The following is a 17,030-nucleotide window of genomic DNA, read 5'->3' as shown; positions in this document are numbered from 1 at the left end:
CTCCGTACAAATGAAGACGCCATCCGAGGATGGCGTTTTTTATTAGGCCGCGCCTTCCAGCGCGTCGTTGCTGAGCCAACCGTTGAGCGCTGTCGCCGTCATCGGCCGTGCGAACAGGAAGCCCTGCGCCAGCGGACAGCCCAGCGCTTGCAGTATCTGCGCCTGGCGCTCGTCTTCCACGCCTTCCGCGATCACGGCCAGGCCCAGGTTGCGGCCCAGCTGGATCACCATCTCGGCGATGCTGCTGCCGCGCGCGGAGCCGGTGATCTCGGTGACGAAGGCGCGGTCGATCTTCAGACGGTCGATCTGCAGCCGCTGCAGGTAGGACAGCGACGAGAAACCGGTGCCGAAATCGTCGATCGCGATGCTGACACCGGTCTGCTTGATCTGGCCCAGCATCTTGATCAGCAGGTCCGGCTCTTCCATCGCCATCGACTCGGTGATCTCCAGTTCCACGAACTCCGGCGGGGCGCCGGTGTCTTCCAGCGCCTTGCGCAGCATTTCCAGGAAGTGCGGATGGCGGAACTGCACCTGCGAGACGTTAATCGACATCATGAAGTTCGTATGCCCGGCCTTGCGCAGGTCCACCAGCTCGCGGCAGGCGGTGCGCATCACCCATTCGCCCAGGTCGATGATCAGGCCGGAATACTCGGCGATCGGGATGAAACGGTCGGGCGAGATGAACTTGCCGTCCGGCGTTTGCCAGCGCAGCAGCGCCTCGGCGCCCACCGGCCGGCGCGTGGCCAGGTCGATCTGCGGCTGGTACACCACGAACAACTGGTTCTGGCCGAAGGCGGTGCGCAGCGCATGCATCATGCGCACCCGTTCGCGGATCTCCACGCCCATCGAGCGCGAGAAATAGAAGTGGCCGGCGCGCTGCTGCGACTTGGCGCGCTTGAGCGCGATGTCGGCGTCCTTGAGGGCGTCGGCGCCGCTGCCTTCGTGCTCGCCCAGGCGCACCAGGCCCAGGGTGGCCGACAGCTGCACGTCCTGGCCGTCGATGCTGAACGGGTGGGCAAACAGCGCCAGGATATTGGCCGGGTTCACTTGCGAGGAGTCGCCCAGCACGCAGAAGATATCGCCGCCGATGCGCGCCACCGTCAGCTGGTCGCCCAGCTGGGTTTGCAGACGGCCGGCGACGGCCACCAGCAGCATGTCGCCGAACTGGTGGCCCAGCGCGTCGTTGGTCTCGGCAAAGTGATCCAGATCAACCAGCGACAGCGTGGCCTCGTCGCGCGCGGGGCCGGCCAGCGTGGCGTCCAGGATCTCGACCAGGCGGGTGCGGTTGGGCAGCTTGGACAGCTGGTCGTAGAAGGCGGCGTTGTGCAGGTGCGTGACCAGTTCCACGTTGTCCAGGCCGACGGCCACGTTGGAGCAGAACACTTCCAGCAGGCGCTCGTCGATCTCGGTCGGCGCGCGGCCGACGTCGAGGTAGGCGACGAAGTCGCGGCTGGCTTTGCCGGCGAAGTACAGCGTGATGAAGTCCGGGCCGTAGATGTTGCGGCGCTGGCCCAGGGTCAGCTCCATGGCGTCGTACACCGGCTTGTGGTCCTGGTCGCACAGGGTGGCGTTGTCGAGGTGGCGGTAGTTGCCGATGGTGGCCATCACCATCAGCTTGTGGCAGCCGTCTTCCGGGCATTCCTGCACGCACAGCACGCCGTTGCCGTCCTGGCCGAGCAGGTCGGCGATCTGCGCCAGCACGCCGGAGGCGAAGTTCTGCACGCCGTGCAGCGACATCAGCTGGGTGCTGGCGTGGACGATCTGGTTCAGGCCACGGCGGCTGTCGTTGATCTTGCGGATTTGTTCATAGGAGCGGATCGCCGCCGTCACCGTGGTGAACAACTTGATGCGGGTCAGCTCGGACTTGGTCTTGTAGTCGTTGATGTCGAAATCGCGGATGGCGTCGATCTCCGGCGCATAGCCGGGCTGCCCGGTGCGCAGGATGATGCGCACGTCGGCCAGGTTCAGCGTTTCGCGGATGTAGCGCACCAGGTGCAGGCCGGCGTCGTCCTGCTCCATCACCACATCGAGCAGGATCACGGCGATTTCGGCTTCGTGTTTTAACAGTTCGCGCGCCTGCCCAGCTGAATACGCATGCACGAATTCGAGCGGGCGCTGCTGCATGTCGAGGTTACCGAGCGCAAAGGTGGTGGTCGAATGCACGTCTTCATCGTCGTCGATGATCATGACCCGCCAAACGTTGCGGGCGCCCGGTACCGCGGGCGCCGTCGGATGCTCTTCTAAGAATACCAGATCGTCTTGATCGTCCTTGGATTGCTCAAGGGGTGTGATCGGTGGGGGCATGTGTAGCTTCTCCAGGATTTCTCGGTGTTCTTGAGTTCAAGTATATAGCGAATTGTTAAAAAGAATGCGGATTTCCCGCGGTTTACACAGAACGTTGCATACTGGTGTGCAAGTTTGCCATGCTTTCAACGAAAGAATGATATTTTACCAATGGAAACTTGTGCTTTGGAAATTATTATGCCGACACGACGGCAATCGCCGCCGACTGGTAGAATTGGGTACTTTCCACCTTTTTCCAAAGATTCTCTTCCTATGTCCGGCAATACATTTGGCAAATTGTTTTCAGTTACTACCTTTGGTGAGTCGCACGGTCCCGCGATTGGTTGTGTGATCGATGGCTGCCCACCGGGACTGCCTTTGTCGGAAGCGGATATCCAGCCGGAACTGGACCGCCGCAAGCCGGGCACGTCGCGCCACGTGACGCAGCGCAAGGAGCCGGACACGGTGGAAATCCTGTCGGGCGTGTACCTGGGTGTCACCACTGGCACGCCGATCGCGCTGCTGATCCGCAACGAGGACCAGCGCAGCAAGGACTACGGCAATATTGCCGAGAGTTTCCGCCCCGGCCATGCAGATTACACGTACTGGCACAAATACGGCGTCCGCGATCCGCGCGGCGGCGGCCGCTCGTCGGCGCGTCTGACGGCGCCGGTGGTCGGCGCCGCTGCCATCGCCAAGAAATGGCTGAACCAGCAATACGGCACCGTCTTCAAAGGTTGCATGAGCCAGCTCGGCGAGATCGAAGTGCCGTTCCAGGACTGGATCCACGTGCACGACAACCCGTTCTTCGCGGCCAGCGGCGACGCCGACCTGATCGCCCGCATGGAAGAGGCGATGGACGAGCTGCGCAAGGCCGGCGATTCGATCGGCGCGCGCATCGACGTCATCGCCCAGAACATTCCGGTGGGCCTGGGCCAGCCCATCTACGACAAGCTCGACGCCGACATCGCCTACGCGATGATGGGCATTAACGCCGTCAAGGGCGTGGAAATCGGCGCCGGCTTCAAGTCGGTGGCGCAGAAGGGTTCCGTGCACGGCGACTCGCTGACGCCGACCGGCTTCATCGGCAACAACGCCGGCGGCGTGTTGGGCGGCATTTCGACCGGCCAGGACATCACGGTGTCGATTGCCATCAAGCCGACCTCGTCGATCCGCACGCCGCGCCAGTCGATCGACAAGGACGGCAATCGGGTGATGGTCGAGACCTTCGGTCGCCACGATCCGTGCGTCGGCATCCGCGCCACGCCGATCGCCGAGGCCATGCTGGCGCTGGTGCTGATGGACCACGCGCTGATGCACCGCGCGCAGTGCGGCGACGTCCATGTGACGACGCCGAACATCGCGCCGCCCGCGACGCCCACCACCTCGCGTTAAGCGGTGCCGGTACAAGCCTTCAGCTTCGCCTTATTCCTGTTTTGCTACTACGCGCACGCGGGAACCTGGACCACCTACGCCACGCTGTTCTTTGCCGATAAAGGCATGACGGTGGCGCAGATCGGCGTGCTGATGTCGATGACCCAGGTGCTGCGCATCGTCGGCCCCAACGTCTGGGGCTACGTCGCCGATCATTACGACCGCCGCGTGCTGGTGCTGCGCATGGCCGGCTTTGCCGCGCTGGTGGGATTCTCCGGCTTCTTCTTCGGCAGCACCTTCTCCCACTTCATGCTGGCGATGATCGTGCTGAACCTGTTTACCAGCGGCCAGGCGCCGATCTGCGAAGCGCTGATGCTGTCCGAGATGCGCGGCGACCTGACCTTCTATGGCCGCATCCGTATGTGGGGTTCGATCGGCTTCATCGTCTCGGTCACGCTGGCCTCGTACGCGCTGGAACACTACGGCATCGTCGCGCTGCCGTGGGTGGCCGCCGCGCTGCTGGTGCTGACCATCGGCGCCGCGTTCCGCCTGCAGGACGTGCCGCGCCGCGTGCACAAGGTGGCGCCGCCGCCGTTGATGTCGCTGCTGCGCCGGCGCGAGGTGATCGCCTTCTTCGCCTCGACCGCGCTGATGGTGGCGGCCCACACGTCGCTGTACACCTTCTATTCGCTCTACCTTGAACGCGCCGGCTACAGCAAGACCGTGATCGGCGCCATGTGGTCGCTGGGCGTGCTGGCCGAGGTGCTGCTGTTTTACTTCCAGGCGCCGCTGTTCAAGCGCTGGGGCGCCAAGGTGATGATGTACGTGACGCTGGCGGCGGCGCTGGTGCGCTTCCTGATGATCGGTTTCGGCCCGCAGGTGCTGTGGTTGCTGATCGTGGCGCAGGTGCTGCATGCGGCCACGTTCGCGCTGCATCACTCGTCGTGCGTGATGACTTTGCAGCGCTGGTTCTCCGGCCCCTTGCAGGCGCGCGGCCAGGCGCTGTACATGAGCATTTCGTATGGCGTCGGCGGCTCGCTGGGCGGCTTGTTCCTGGCGCAGTGGTGGGAGAGGGCGGGGCCGCAGTCGGTGTACTACGTGGCGGCGGTGCTGGTGCTGGGCTCCGCGCTGGCTGCCGTGCTGTCCTACCGCTGGCAGCAGCGCGACAGCTATTAATTGCGGGTGGAGACGGCTTCCTGCTTGTGGCGGCGTTCCACCGCCTTGACCACCAGCGCGCGCATGTCGTTCAACAGCGAGAACTCGGTCTGGCTCAGCTGGATCGGCGGGAAGGAATCGTCCCAGTCGCCGTACAGGAAGCCGGCCGGCTGGCCGTTCGCCGACAGCGGCAGGATCACGAAGCTGCGCGCTTCGGACAAGGAACTCTTCCACCACAACGGCAGCTTGGCGGCGAACTTGGCGTCGCGGGCGTTTTCGATGAAGATCACGCGGTCGCTGTTCAGGGCCGCGTGGAACACGTTCGGTTCGTAGGCGTCGTCGAAGGTCAGCGCCGGCAGCAGCTCCTTGCTGCCTTCGCCGAAGCTGATCTTGGCGGTGTACTGGTTGTCCTTGCGGTTGCGCACAAACGCCACCGCGCGCGAGAAGTCCAGGCCTTTGTACACGGTTTCCAGCGCGATCTGCACCATCTGGCCGGGGTTGGCCGTCTCCAGCATGTCGCGCATGTCGGCCAGGCCGCTGAGCAGGATCTTGTTGCCGGCGGCGCGCTGGCGCGTCTTGGCCAGCGCCTTGGCGCGGCGTTCGGCGGGGCGCGACAGCGGCGCGATGGTCAGGTCGGCCGCCGCCACCACCTTGGCCTGCTCGATGGCGTGCATCAGGTTGTCCGGCTCCACGCCCAGCATGGAGGAATAAGCCTCGGTCAGTTGCTTGACCACGGCCGCGCCGTCCGGATCGTCGTGCCACAGCGATTCCGCGCACAGCGCCGACATCGTCGACAGGCCGGCGATCCAGTCGGAGGTGCTCACTTCGGCGCCCGGCGCCGGCGGCGCGACCTTGCGCATGCCGTTCACCAGCGTGCCGGGCAGGCCCCAGTGCAGGGCGGCGGCGTGGCCGATTTCTTCCATCGCCAGGCCCAGCATTTCAGGCGCGACGTCGTCGATGTGACGGCCTGCCTGGTCGGCCGCGTGCTGCAATTCGTGCCAGCGTTCCGGCATGTAGAAGGTCATCATCATGCGGCCCAGCGTGTGCAGCATCGAGCACACCACGGCTTCCTCGCCGTGGCGGCTTTCGGCCGTGTAGGCGATCTGCTGCGCCACGATCCCGGCCAGCACGGCCTTTTCCATTTCGATGTGGGCGACGGTGGCGTCGGGCGAACCGGCGGCCAGTTCCTCGATCAGCTTCAGGCCCAGCGCCAGGTGGCCGATGGCCTCCGTGCCCAGCACCAGCACCGCCTTGGAGACGGTGTTGACGTGCTGGCCGAAGGCCGAATACATGCCGCTGTTGGCCAGCCGCAGCACCTTCTGCGTCAGCACCGGGTCGGACAGCACGGTGCGGGTCATGTTGAATTCCTGGTCGTCCTCGCCGCGCATCGCGCCCAGGATGGCGGTGATGGCCTTGGCGAAGCCGGGCATGTCGCCGCGGCGGCGGGTGCAGTCCCACAGCGTCGCCAGCGTGGCGTCGCCCAGCGGGGTGCTGGCGGTGAAGCGCGCCGTCATTGCGCCACCTGGCGCAGTTCGGCTGGCACCACTTTGACGTGGATGCTTTCCTTGAGCGCGGCCATGGCCACGTTGGCGGCCATCGGCTTGCCGGTCAGGTAGCCCTGGATGTACTGGCAGCCGCGATGTTCCAGGTATTCCATCTGGCCTTCGGTTTCCACACCCTCGGCCACCACCGACAAGTCGAGGTGCTTGGCCAGGTCGAGCACGGCGTTGCAGATGGCGCCGTCCTTTTGCGAGCCGGGCAGGTCGCGGATGAAGGTGCGGTCGATCTTCAGCACGGAAATGGGGAAGCGCTTCAGGTAGGCCAGCGAAGAATAGCCGGTGCCGAAATCGTCAATCGCGATGCGGGCGTTGCGCTCCGCCATCTTGGACAGGATGGACTCGGCATGCACCGGGTCGATCATCAAAGTGCCTTCTGTGATTTCTAAAACCAATTGCTCACCAAGTAGGCCGGAGAAGGCGATCGCATCGTCCAGCACGTCGAGAAATTTATCGTTGCGGAATTGCCGCGGGCTGATATTAACAGAGATGTACAGGCTGCGCTTGGCCACCTCTTCGAACTGTTTCAGCTGCACGCAGGCGGCCTTCAAGGCCCAGGCGCCCAGCAAGTTGATGAGCCCGTTGGTTTCGGCGATCGGGATGAAGCGCGCCGGCGGCACCATGCCCAGGGTCGGATGCTTCCAGCGCATCAGCGTTTCGAAGCCCTGGATCTCGCGCGTGCGGGCGTCGACGATGGGCTGGTAGTACAGCAGGAACTCGCCCTCGCGCACCGCCTGGAACATTGCCGCTTCCAGCGAAATATCGTGCTCCGGCGGGCCGGACTGGGACTGGCTGTAGACCACGCAACGGGCCTTGCCGGTTTCCTTGGCGCGCGACATGGCGGCGTCGGCCAGCGCGACCAGCCGCACCTCGTCCTCGGCGTGCTGCGGATAGACCGCCACGCCGACCGAGGCGCCGACATAGATCGTGTGGTTGTCGATTTCAAACGGCGACTGCAAGGTGGCGATCAGGCGGCCGGTGACCAGCTTGATCTGCGCCTCGGTGGCGGTGCCGGGCAGCACGGCGACAAACTCGTCGCCGCCGACGCGGGCCAGGGTGTCGCTGTCGCGCAGGGTCTTGCGCAGGCGGGCGGCGGCGGTGCGCAGCACGGCGTCGCCGATCGGATGGCCGAGGCCGTCGTTGACTTTCTTGAAACCGTCCAGGCCGATGGTGGCGACCGAGAAGCCTTGTCCGGAGCGGCGCGCGTTGGCGATCACCATGCGCATGCGGTCCGACAGCAGCAGGCGGTTGGGCAGTTCGGTCAGGGCGTCGTGGGTGGCCATGTGGCGCAGCCGCTCTTCGGTGGCGTGCTGCACCGTCATGTCGCGGCCGACCACCAGCAGCTCGCTGGCGCCATGCTGGTTGGCGTAGCAGGACACCCGCAGCTCGTGCCAGATCTCGGCGTCCGGCGTCTTGATGCGCGCTTCCAGCAGGCGGGACTGGCCCGATGCGCCCACTTCGGCCAGCAGGGTGGCCATCGGCGCCTGGTCGTCCAGCGACATCAGGCGCGGCAGCGTGTCGCCGGCCAGCGGTGCCTGACTGGCGATCAGGGAGACCGCGCGTTTGCTGGCAAACAGTATCTGCCCCAGCTGATTCAGGCGGAAAACAATATCGCCCGCCTCTTCCATGAGGTTATCCAATTCATGACGCGGGGATGGGGCTGGGATACTGGAAAACATCGCGAGGATCTAATCTTTCATTTTATACATGTAACGTGGCTGCGCGAATCTTGCAAAACCAGAACGCAATGTATCACTGATGAGAGTGGAATTACATGAAAAATGACAACATCCGGGTGACTTTTACAGTTTTCTATTGAGTTGGGCTAAAAAATCGGCTCGGCAGAGGGGAAAACACGGCTGTTTCGGGCAGCCGTGCGGGGCGGTTCAGGCGAAGCGCGTGCCGAGCTCGGCAATGCGTTTTGCATAGTGCTGCGGGCCGACATGCTGGACAAAGTGGACGGCGCCGCCGGTGTGGGCCGGGAATCCGAGCAGGCGCACGGAAATCAGGTCGGCCTCGTCGCTGCCGACGGCGCCCCGTTCTACTTGATCCTGTGCGGTGAGGGACAGCGCATACAACAGGCGGTCGCGGATGTCGGCCAGGCCGGGTGCCGGCGTGGGCGCCGCGTCATCGGTGCGGACTGCGATGGCGCCAGCGTCGGGCGGTGGCGGCAGGCCGGCGGCGCGCACGGCGTTGCGCAGCAGCGCTTCCGGCACCGATTCGGACCGCAGCGCTTGTACCTCGTCGGCGTAGCGCCGGTGCAGCGCGGCGGCCAATTCCAGCGCCGCTTTGGATGACAGGTCGGCGCGGATCTGGCTCAGGCGCATCAGGTTGCGGGCCACGGGGCTGATCGCCGTCTGGCAGAAATATCGGCTTTCGATCAGCAGTGCGCTGTCGAAGTCCACCTGCAGGCCTTCCACCATGGCGCACAGGATGGCTTCCGGCGCGGGCGCATGGCCGCCGGTGCGCTCGCGCAGCATGGCGGGCGCCACTTGCAGCAGGGTCTGCACCGGCGCGGAGGCGAGCGCGCCGCCCGGCAGGCGAAAGCCCTTGACGTCCCACGGCTGCACGGCCGGGGCGTCGGCCGCCATGACGCCGTGCACCAGCTCGGCGACTTCCTCTTCATCGGCGGCCACGGCGTGCAGCAGGCCGGCGCGCAGCGCCTGGTCGGCCGTCAAGGTCGCGCCTTCCAGCAGCAGCGGCATGGCGGCCTGCAAGCCGGCCAGGCGCACGCTGCGGGCGATTTCGCCGGCCACCGGCGCCACGCCCAGATGCACCTGCGGCAGGCTGAAGGTGGCGTCTTCCAGGCCGATGCGGTGATGGCAGGCCAGCGCCACGCCCAGCGCATGGCCGCTGACGGCGCCGCTCAGCGTGGCGATCACCGGGATGCCCAGGCATTCCAGCCGCCGCAGCAACGCGTTGTAGGCGCCCAGCATATGCATGCAATCGCCGGCCTGGGCCGTTGTCAGCGACATCAGGTGCTCCACTTCGTGGTCGGAGTCGCCGGCGTCGGCGTGGAAGCCGACGATGACGCCGTGCAGCTCGTTGCGCTTGGCTTCCAGCTTGTCGATCAGGGCCGCCAGCTCGCGCTGGAACAGCCGGCTCAGCGGATTGATGGCGCGCGCGGCCAGCATGACGGTGACGGCGTCGCCGTTTTGATGGGTGGTGATCATGATCATGTCGTTCCGTTCACACGCGTTCGATGATGGTGGCGATGCCCATGCCACCGCCGACGCACAAGGTAATCAGGCCGCGCTTGAGTTCGCGGGCTTCCAGTTCGTCCAGCAGGGTGCCGAGCAGCATGCAGCCGGTCGCGCCCAGCGGGTGGCCGAGCGCGATGGCGCCGCCGTTGACGTTGACCTTTTCTTCCGGCACGCCCAGCTCGGTCATGAAGCGCATGACCACCGAGGCGAAGGCTTCGTTGACTTCGAACAGGTCGATGTCGGCGATGTCCAGCCCGGCCTTCAGCAGCGCCTTGCGGGCGGCCGGGGCGGGGCCGGTCAGCATGATGGTCGGATCGGTACCGGTGACGGCGGTGGCCAGCACGCGCGCGCGCGGCTTCAGGCCGAGCCGGTTGCCGGCGGCCTTGCTGCCGATCAGCGCCAGCGCGGCGCCGTCGACGATGCCGGACGAGTTGCCGGCCGTATGAATATGGTCGACCCGCGCCAGTTGCGGATATTTGCGCAGGGCCACGCTGTCGAAGCCCATCCGGCCGGCCGCTTCGAAGGAGGGCTTGAGCCCGCTCAGCGTTTCGATGGTGGTGTTGGGCTTGATGAATTCGTCTTCGGCCAGGATCAGCACGCCGTTCTGGTCCAGCACCGGCACCACCGAGCGGAAGCGGCCGGCGGCGCGGGCGGCCGCCGCCTTTTGCTGCGAGCGCATGGCGTAGGCGTCGACCTGTTCGCGGCTGTAGCCGTCCAGCATGGCAATCAGGTCGGCGCCTATGCCTTGCGGCAGGAAGTCTGTGTTGAGGCTGGTTTCCGGGTCGAGCGCCCAGGCGCCGCCGTCCGAGCCCATGGCCACGCGCGACATCGACTCGACGCCGCCGGCCACCACCAGATCTTCCCAGCCGGAGCGCACTTTCTGCGCCGCCAGGTTGACCGCTTCCAGGCCCGAGGCGCAGAAACGGTTCAGTTGTACGCCCGCCACTTTCCAGTCCCAGCCGGCCGCCAGCGCGGCGATCTTGGCGATGTCGGCGCCCTGGTCGCCGACCGGCGTGACGCAGCCGAGCACGACGTCGTCGATCAGCGCGGTGTCGAGTTTGTGGCGCGATTGCAGCTCGCGCATCAGGCCGGACAGCAGCGTGATCGGCTTCACGCTGTGCAAACTGCCGTCTTTCTTGCCCTTGCCGCGCGGGGTGCGGATGGCCTCGTACACATAGGCTTCGGTCATGGAATCTCCTTATCTGGACGAACATCATAGAGTGCAAACGACAACAAAGCAACTGCTTGCTTCGCGTCGGTATTTGCGCTAGTCTGACCTGATAATAAGGGGACAGACCATGTTTGACAGCCACGAACATCAGGAATTACAACGCACACTGAAGCGCTTCATCGAGAGCGAAATCAATCCGCATGTGGATGAGTGGGAGGAAGCCGGCATATTTCCGGCCCACGCCCTGTTCCGGAAAATGGGCGAGCTCGGTTTGCTGGGTTTGACCAAGCCGGTCGAGTATGGCGGCCTGGGCCTCGATTATTCGTATTCGATGGCCATGGCCGAGACCTTGGGCCACGTCGATTGCGGCGCCATCCCGATGGCGATCGGCGTGCAGACTGACATGTGCACGCCGGCCCTGGCGCGTTTCGGTTCGGATGCCTTGTGCCGCGAATTCCTGGCGCCGGCCATCAGCGGCGAGATGGTGGGCTGCGTCGGCGTGTCGGAAGCGCATGCGGGATCGGACGTGGCGGCTATCAAGACCCACGCCCGCAAGGACGGCGGCGACTACATCATCAACGGCAGCAAGATGTGGATCACCAACAGCTTGCAGGCCGACTGGATGTGCGTGCTGGTCAACACCTCCGACGGCCCGGCGCACAAGAACAAGACGCTGGTGATGGTGCCGATGGATACGCCGGGCGTCTCGGTCGGCAAGAAGATCCGCAAGATCGGCATGAACGCCTCCGACACCGGCCTGATTTACTTCGACGAGGTGCGGGTGCCGCAGCGTCATGCCATCGGCGAGGAGGGGCAGGGCTTCGTCTACCAGATGTTGCAGTTCCAGGAGGAGCGGCTGTGGGCCGCCGCCAACGCGGTGCAGGCGCTGGCCAACTGCATCGACCTGACGGTGGAATGGGCGCGCGAACGGGCGATTTACGGCGGCCGGCTGCTGGACAACCAGCATGTCCATTTCAAGCTGGCGGAATTGAAGACGGAAGTGGAGAGCCTGCGCGCGCTGACCTATCGCGCCGGGCAGCTATATATTAGCGGGCAGGATGTGACGGAGCTGGCCTCGATGTGCAAGCTGAAGGCCGGGCGCCTGCTGCGCGTGGTGCCCGATGCGTGCATGCAGTTCTGGGGCGGCATGGGCTACAGCTGGGAGAACCGCGTGGCGCGCATGTTCCGCGACGGCCGGCTGATGTCGATCGCTGGCGGCGCCGATGAAGTCATGTTGGGCATCATCGCCAAGCAGATGGGCATCCTGCCCAAGAAGGAGAAGAAATGAATCCATTCGACACGCATGAAGTGCGCAACACGGTTGCGCCGCTTGAAAACATCAACCTGTATGCGGCCGATCCGGCCTTGCAGGAGGCCTTGCTGCGCGAGGGCGGCGCCGAAGCTGCCGAATCGCTGCACGCACTGGGTGCGCAGCTGGGCCGGGCCGAGGTGCTCGATCTGGCGCGTCTGGCCAATCTGCACTCGCCCAAGCTGCACAACTTCGACCGCGGCGGCAAGCGCGTGGACGAGGTGGAGTTCCATCCGGCCTGGCATAGTTTGATGACGCTGTTGATCGAGAACGGCGCTCACGCGTCGCCGTGGCTGGGCGGCCCTGGCGCGCAGGTCGCGCGGGCGGCGCGCTACATGCTGTTCGGCCAATTGGAGAACGGCTCGCAATGTCCGGTGACGATGACGTATGCATCGGTGCCGGCGCTGAAGCAGGCGCCGAAGATCGCCGCCAAGTGGCTGCCGAAAATCCTGTCGATGCAATACGATCCGCGCTCGCTGCCGGTGGAGCAAAAGCGCGGCGCCATCATCGGCATGGGCATGACGGAAAAGCAGGGCGGTTCCGACGTGCGCTCCAACACCACCCGTGCCGAGCCGGTGCTGCCGGCCGAGGCGCGCGCGATGTTCGGCGACGAGGGCGAGGATGTGTACCGCATCGTCGGCCACAAATGGTTCTTCTCGGCGCCGCAGAGCGATGCGCATCTGATCCTGGCGCAGACCGACGACGCGGGCAGCGCGGGCTTGTCGTGCTTCTTCCTGCCGCGCTACCTGCCGGACGGCAGCCGCAACCAGATCCGCGTGCAGCGCCTGAAGGACAAACTGGGCAACCGCTCGAATGCTTCTTCGGAAGTGGAGTTCACCGGCGCCTACGGCTGGTTGATCGGCAAGCCGGGGCGCGGCATCCCGACGATACTGGAAATGGGCAGCCACACCCGCCTCGATTGCGTGCTGGGTAGCGCGGGCACCATGCGCGCCGCGTTGACGCACGCGCTGCATCACGCGCGCGGACGCTCGGCATTTGGCCGTCCGCTGTCCGAGCAGCCGCTGATGCAGAACGTGCTGGCCGACCTGGCGCTGGAATCGGAAGCGGCGACCGCCTTCGGCATGCGGCTGGCGCGCTGCTTCGACCAGGGTGATGATCCGGCGCAGGCGCTGCTGGCGCGCATCCTGACGCCGGCCGGAAAATACTGGATCTGCAAACGCGGCCCGGCCTTTGGCGCGGAGGCGATGGAGGTCATCGGCGGCAGCGGCTATGTGGAGGACGGCCCGCTGGCGCGCCTGTACCGCGAACTGCCCGTCAATTCGATCTGGGAAGGCTCCGGCAACGTCATGTGCCTTGACTTGCTGCGCGCCTTCGGCAAAACTCCTGCCGCGCGCGCAGCGTTGGCGACCGAGCTGGCGCTGGCCGGCGAGTCCGATGCCGACTATGTCCGCTACACGCAAGCCTTGCTGGCCGATCTCGATCAACCGCAGTCCGACGAATTCGGCGCCCGCGTGCTGGCCGAGCGTGTCGTACTGGCGGTGCAGGCAGGCCTGCTGCTGCGGCATGCGCCGGCGTATGTGTCGGCGGCGTTTGTCGCATCGCGGCTGGCGCGCGAACCCGGCGGCGCGTTCGGACGCTTGCCGGCGGGCGTCGATTGCGCCGCGATACTGGCGCGGGCGCTGGTTGAATAAACAGGTTGAATAAATTGGATAAATAGTTATGACGAATACAGCTCCTGTCGACAACCGCCGCGCCGATCTGGTGCGCGTGGCAGCGCGTCTGTTCCGCGAGCGCGGCTTCGACGGCACCACCACGCGCGACATCGCCGATGCCGTCGGCATGCGCTCGGGCAGTCCGTTCTATCACTTCAAGAGCAAGCAGGAGATCCTCGCCGCAGTGATGGAGGAGGGCCTGGTGGCGGGGCTGCCGGCCGCCGAGCAGATCGCCGCAGGCGAACTGCCGCCGCGCGCCAAGTTCCAGGCGCTGGTGCGCGCGCATCTGGAAATCGTGCTGGGTGAGGGCCACGACTTCATCCCGGTGCTGCTGTACGACTGGCGCCGCCTGACGCCCGAGCTGCGCGAACGCGTGCAGGTGCTGCGCGACCGCTACGATCAGCTGTGGCAGGACGTGGTGAACGAACTGTCGGCCGCCGGCCTGCTGCGCAGCGACAGCGCGGTCGCCCGCCTGCTGCTGATGGGCGCCATCAACTACAGCGTGTTGTGGTACAAGCCGGGCCAGGGATCGAACCTGGACCAGATAGCGGAGGAGGCGGTCGCCATGTTTCTGGGGCCTGAGGCCTAGTATAATGGGCGGTACATACCGACTAAAAAGAGCAAACAATGAAACAAGATCCGCGCTTTCCTAACCTGTTCATCACCGACCACCCGCTGATCCAACATAAACTGAGCCACATGCGCGCCAAGGATACGTCGACCCGTACCTTCCGCGACCTGCTCAAGGAAATCACGCTGCTGATGGGTTACGAGATCACGCGCGATCTGCCGCTGACCACCCGCACCATTGAAACCCCTTTGATGACCATAGACGCACCGGTCATCGCCGGCCGCAAGCTGGCCATCGTTCCTATCCTGCGCGCCGGCATCGGCATGAGCGACGGCCTGCTGGACCTGGTGCCGTCGGCCCGCGTGGGCCACATCGGCGTGTTCCGCGACCCGGAAACCCACCAGCCGGTGGAATACCTGGTGCGCCTGCCGGACACGGTGGAACGTACCTTCATCCTGTGCGACCCGATGGTGGCGACCGGTAATTCGGCCGTGCACGCGGTGGATGTGCTGAAAAAACGCGGCGTGACCGACGAGCAGATCATCTTCCTGGCGCTGGTGGCGGCGCCGGAAGGCATCGAAGTGTTCCAGAAAGCCCATCCTGGTGTGAAGATCTACTGCGCCTCGCTGGATTCGCACCTGAACGACCACGCTTACATCGTCCCAGGTTTGGGCGATGCCGGCGACCGCATCTTCGGGACCAAGTAATCATCATGGCGATGCCCGAGGATCCAGCCTTCCGCGCCCGACTGGCGGCGTTGAGCGAGAAATTCGCCGCGACCGTGCCGGGCACGCTGGAGCAGATCACCCAGGCGCTCGCCGCCTGCCAGGCTTTCGGGGGGCAGCTGCCGCCGGATGCGCAGCTGCATCAGCTGCACGAATTGTTGCACGGCGTGGCCGGATCGGCCGGGACCTTCGGTTTTGCCATGTTCGGGCAACAGGCGCGGCGCATCGAACACATGGTGCGCGGCGTTTTGGCCGAGCACACCGGCTGGCCTGAGGTGATCCCTGAGGTGGAACAGCTGCTGAAATGGGCCGCCCGTGACGCGCAAGCAACAACTTATGAATAAGCGTGCGCTTGATCCAGCTCAAGTCGCGTACTATTAACTTGTCTAGAGTGTTACATACGCCCGGAATAACGAGCGTTGAGCGATGGAAAGTTATCTTTTAGGCTGTTTTCTACCAAAAAAAGAATTGCTTTGCATTTATTTTCGTGAAAACGTGCTTTTCTCTCGTAAATGGGTATAATGCGGGATCGTTTAGATTCAAGAGTAGTGCAGTTAGTCTGTCATTTCTTTCTTGCCTCAAACGATATCACGGGCGCAAGCCCAACTTAACTGAAATAGGAATTGTAATGGCAACTGGTATCGTAAAATGGTTCAATGATTCGAAGGGCTTCGGCTTTATCACCCCTGACGAAGGCGGCGAAGATCTGTTCGCTCACTTCTCGGCGATTCAGTCCGCAGGCTTCAAGTCGCTGCAAGAGAACCAACGTGTTTCTTTTGAAGTGACCGCTGGTCCTAAGGGCAAGCAAGCTTCGAACATTCAGCCAATCTAATACGCTGAATCTAACGAAATAAAGAAATCCTCGGTATCCGAGGATTTTTTTTCGCCCGCGTTTTCGCCCGCACGTTCATGCGGGCTGCCCAAACGGCATCATTTCCAGGATTTGCGCCAGTAGTCCGGCTGCGCATACGTGTGCCGCAGGAAATCCACGAAGGCGCGTATCCGCAGCGGCAAGTGCCGGCGCTGCGCGAACACCGCGTAAATGTCGTTGCCAGGCGCGGCGTGCTCGTTGAGCACGGTTTGTAGCTTGCCCGCTTCGATCTCATTCCCGACTTCCCACATCGAGCGCCACGCCAGGCCTTTGCCGGCCAGCGCCCAGTCGTGCAGCACCTGGCCGTCGTTGCTGCCCATGTTGCCGCCAACCTTCATCACCACGTTCTTGCCGTTGTCGCGGAAAGTCCAGCCGCGCTGGCTGCCTTCGCTGCTGATCGCCAGGCAGTTGTGCTTGGCCAGGTCGGCCAGTGTTTTCGGCTCGCCGTGGCGTTTGAGGTAGGAGGGCGCGGCCACCACCACCCGTTCGTTGTCGGCCAGCTTGACGCTGACCAGGTTGGAATCGGACAGGCTGGCGATGCGGATCGCGACGTCGATGCCTTCGCCGACGATGTCGACCACGCGGTCGCTCATGTTGAGCGTGACGCTGACGTCGCGATGCTCGGCCAGGAAGGAGGGGATCAGCGGCGCCACGTGCTGGCGTCCGAAACCGGCCGGCGCCGAGATCATCAGGTGCCCCGTGGCGTGCGCGCTACGTTCGGCGACGGCGGTTTCCGCTTCTTCCAGTTCCGCCAGGATGCGCTGGCAATCCTCCAGGAAGGCCGCGCCCTCGTTGGTCAGCGCCAGTTTGCGCGTGGTGCGTTGCAAAAGTTTCACACCCAGGCGGCTTTCCAGCGCGTCCAGGCGGCGGCCTATCATGGCGGGCGCGATGCCCTCGGCCCGCGCGGCGGCCGACAGGCTGCCCTTGGACACTACTTCTACGAAGGTTGAAATCTGTCTGAATTGACCCATGGAAAGCCTAGCCCGTCATTTGTGATAAAAACGCATAGATGATGTGATTTTTAGTCTCGTTTGCATAACTTATTAGTGAATATACTGTAAAACATATCAAGGCGTAACTGAGTCTGCACACTAAAAGAATCAACGTGCAACAAGAAGGCCAGTGCTTATAATTTGATC

14 protein-coding genes are annotated in these 17,030 nt (G+C 64.3%); 8 read left to right on the top strand and 6 right to left on the bottom strand.

The window, feature by feature from the left end:
* Nucleotides 1–42 precede the first annotated feature (42 nt).
* Entirely contained in the window at nt 43–2,304 is a 2,262-nt protein-coding gene (locus RUGAMON1_RS13395) for a putative bifunctional diguanylate cyclase/phosphodiesterase (protein WP_445230972.1), read from the bottom strand.
* A 252-nt stretch (nt 2,305–2,556) separates the two neighbouring features.
* On the opposite strand from RUGAMON1_RS13395, the gene aroC reads away from it, so the two are divergent.
* Complete coding sequence (gene aroC / locus RUGAMON1_RS13390; protein WP_445230971.1) at nt 2,557–3,678, top strand: chorismate synthase; 1,122 nt, start codon at nt 2,557–2,559, stop codon at nt 3,676–3,678.
* Between the two features lie 3 nt (nt 3,679–3,681).
* On the top strand, nt 3,682–4,833 hold the full coding sequence (locus tag RUGAMON1_RS13385; RefSeq protein ID WP_445230970.1) for an MFS transporter: 1,152 nt from the start codon (nt 3,682–3,684) through the stop codon (nt 4,831–4,833).
* Here the strand turns inward: RUGAMON1_RS13385 and RUGAMON1_RS13380 are convergent.
* The 4 genes from RUGAMON1_RS13380 to RUGAMON1_RS13365 form a co-directional block, all read right to left on the bottom strand.
* Nucleotides 4,830–6,326, bottom strand: coding sequence for an HDOD domain-containing protein (locus RUGAMON1_RS13380; RefSeq protein WP_445230969.1), 1,497 nt, complete (start codon nt 6,324–6,326; stop codon nt 4,830–4,832). The genes RUGAMON1_RS13385 and RUGAMON1_RS13380 overlap by 4 nt on opposite strands.
* On the bottom strand, nt 6,323–7,996 hold the full coding sequence (locus RUGAMON1_RS13375) for a putative bifunctional diguanylate cyclase/phosphodiesterase (RefSeq protein WP_445230968.1): 1,674 nt from the start codon (nt 7,994–7,996) through the stop codon (nt 6,323–6,325). Before RUGAMON1_RS13375 ends, RUGAMON1_RS13380 begins: the two co-directional genes overlap by 4 nt.
* 258 nt (nt 7,997–8,254) lie before the next feature.
* A complete protein-coding gene (locus RUGAMON1_RS13370) occupies nt 8,255–9,547 on the bottom strand; it encodes an enoyl-CoA hydratase-related protein (protein WP_445230967.1) in 1,293 nt (430 codons plus the stop codon).
* A 10-nt stretch (nt 9,548–9,557) separates the two neighbouring features.
* Nucleotides 9,558–10,760 (bottom strand): acetyl-CoA C-acetyltransferase, encoded by a 1,203-nt coding sequence (locus tag RUGAMON1_RS13365; RefSeq protein WP_445230966.1) that lies wholly within the window; start codon nt 10,758–10,760, stop codon nt 9,558–9,560.
* A 109-nt stretch (nt 10,761–10,869) separates the two neighbouring features.
* Between RUGAMON1_RS13365 and RUGAMON1_RS13360 the strand changes: the two genes are divergently transcribed.
* From RUGAMON1_RS13360 to RUGAMON1_RS13335, 6 genes are all read left to right on the top strand, one after another.
* A complete protein-coding gene (locus tag RUGAMON1_RS13360) occupies nt 10,870–12,030 on the top strand; it encodes an acyl-CoA dehydrogenase family protein (RefSeq protein WP_445230965.1) in 1,161 nt (386 codons plus the stop codon).
* Nucleotides 12,027–13,703 (top strand): isovaleryl-CoA dehydrogenase, encoded by a 1,677-nt coding sequence (locus tag RUGAMON1_RS13355; RefSeq protein WP_445230964.1) that lies wholly within the window; start codon nt 12,027–12,029, stop codon nt 13,701–13,703. The genes RUGAMON1_RS13360 and RUGAMON1_RS13355 overlap by 4 nt, the downstream gene beginning before the upstream one ends.
* A gap of 28 nt (nt 13,704–13,731) precedes the next feature.
* The gene (locus tag RUGAMON1_RS13350; protein ID WP_116990832.1) at nt 13,732–14,313 is read left to right on the top strand and encodes a TetR/AcrR family transcriptional regulator; all 582 of its coding nucleotides are present in this window, start codon (nt 13,732–13,734) and stop codon (nt 14,311–14,313) included.
* Nucleotides 14,314–14,351: 38 nt separating this feature from the next.
* Entirely contained in the window at nt 14,352–15,002 is a 651-nt protein-coding gene (gene upp / locus RUGAMON1_RS13345; protein ID WP_445230963.1) for a uracil phosphoribosyltransferase, read from the top strand.
* Between the two features lie 5 nt (nt 15,003–15,007).
* Nucleotides 15,008–15,364, top strand: coding sequence for an Hpt domain-containing protein (locus tag RUGAMON1_RS13340; RefSeq protein ID WP_445230962.1), 357 nt, complete (start codon nt 15,008–15,010; stop codon nt 15,362–15,364).
* A 284-nt stretch (nt 15,365–15,648) separates the two neighbouring features.
* Nucleotides 15,649–15,852 (top strand): cold-shock protein, encoded by a 204-nt coding sequence (locus RUGAMON1_RS13335; protein WP_020703630.1) that lies wholly within the window; start codon nt 15,649–15,651, stop codon nt 15,850–15,852.
* A gap of 98 nt (nt 15,853–15,950) precedes the next feature.
* Here RUGAMON1_RS13335 and RUGAMON1_RS13330 read toward each other — a convergent pair whose 3' ends face one another.
* Nucleotides 15,951–16,862, bottom strand: coding sequence for a LysR family transcriptional regulator (locus RUGAMON1_RS13330; RefSeq protein WP_445230961.1), 912 nt, complete (start codon nt 16,860–16,862; stop codon nt 15,951–15,953).
* Between the last annotated feature and the right edge of the window lie 168 nt (nt 16,863–17,030).

This window comes from Duganella rhizosphaerae (assembly GCF_040364205.1).
Lineage (GTDB): Bacteria > Pseudomonadota > Gammaproteobacteria > Burkholderiales > Burkholderiaceae_D > Rugamonas > Rugamonas rhizosphaerae.
This window is presented reverse-complemented; position numbering and strand designations above follow the sequence as displayed.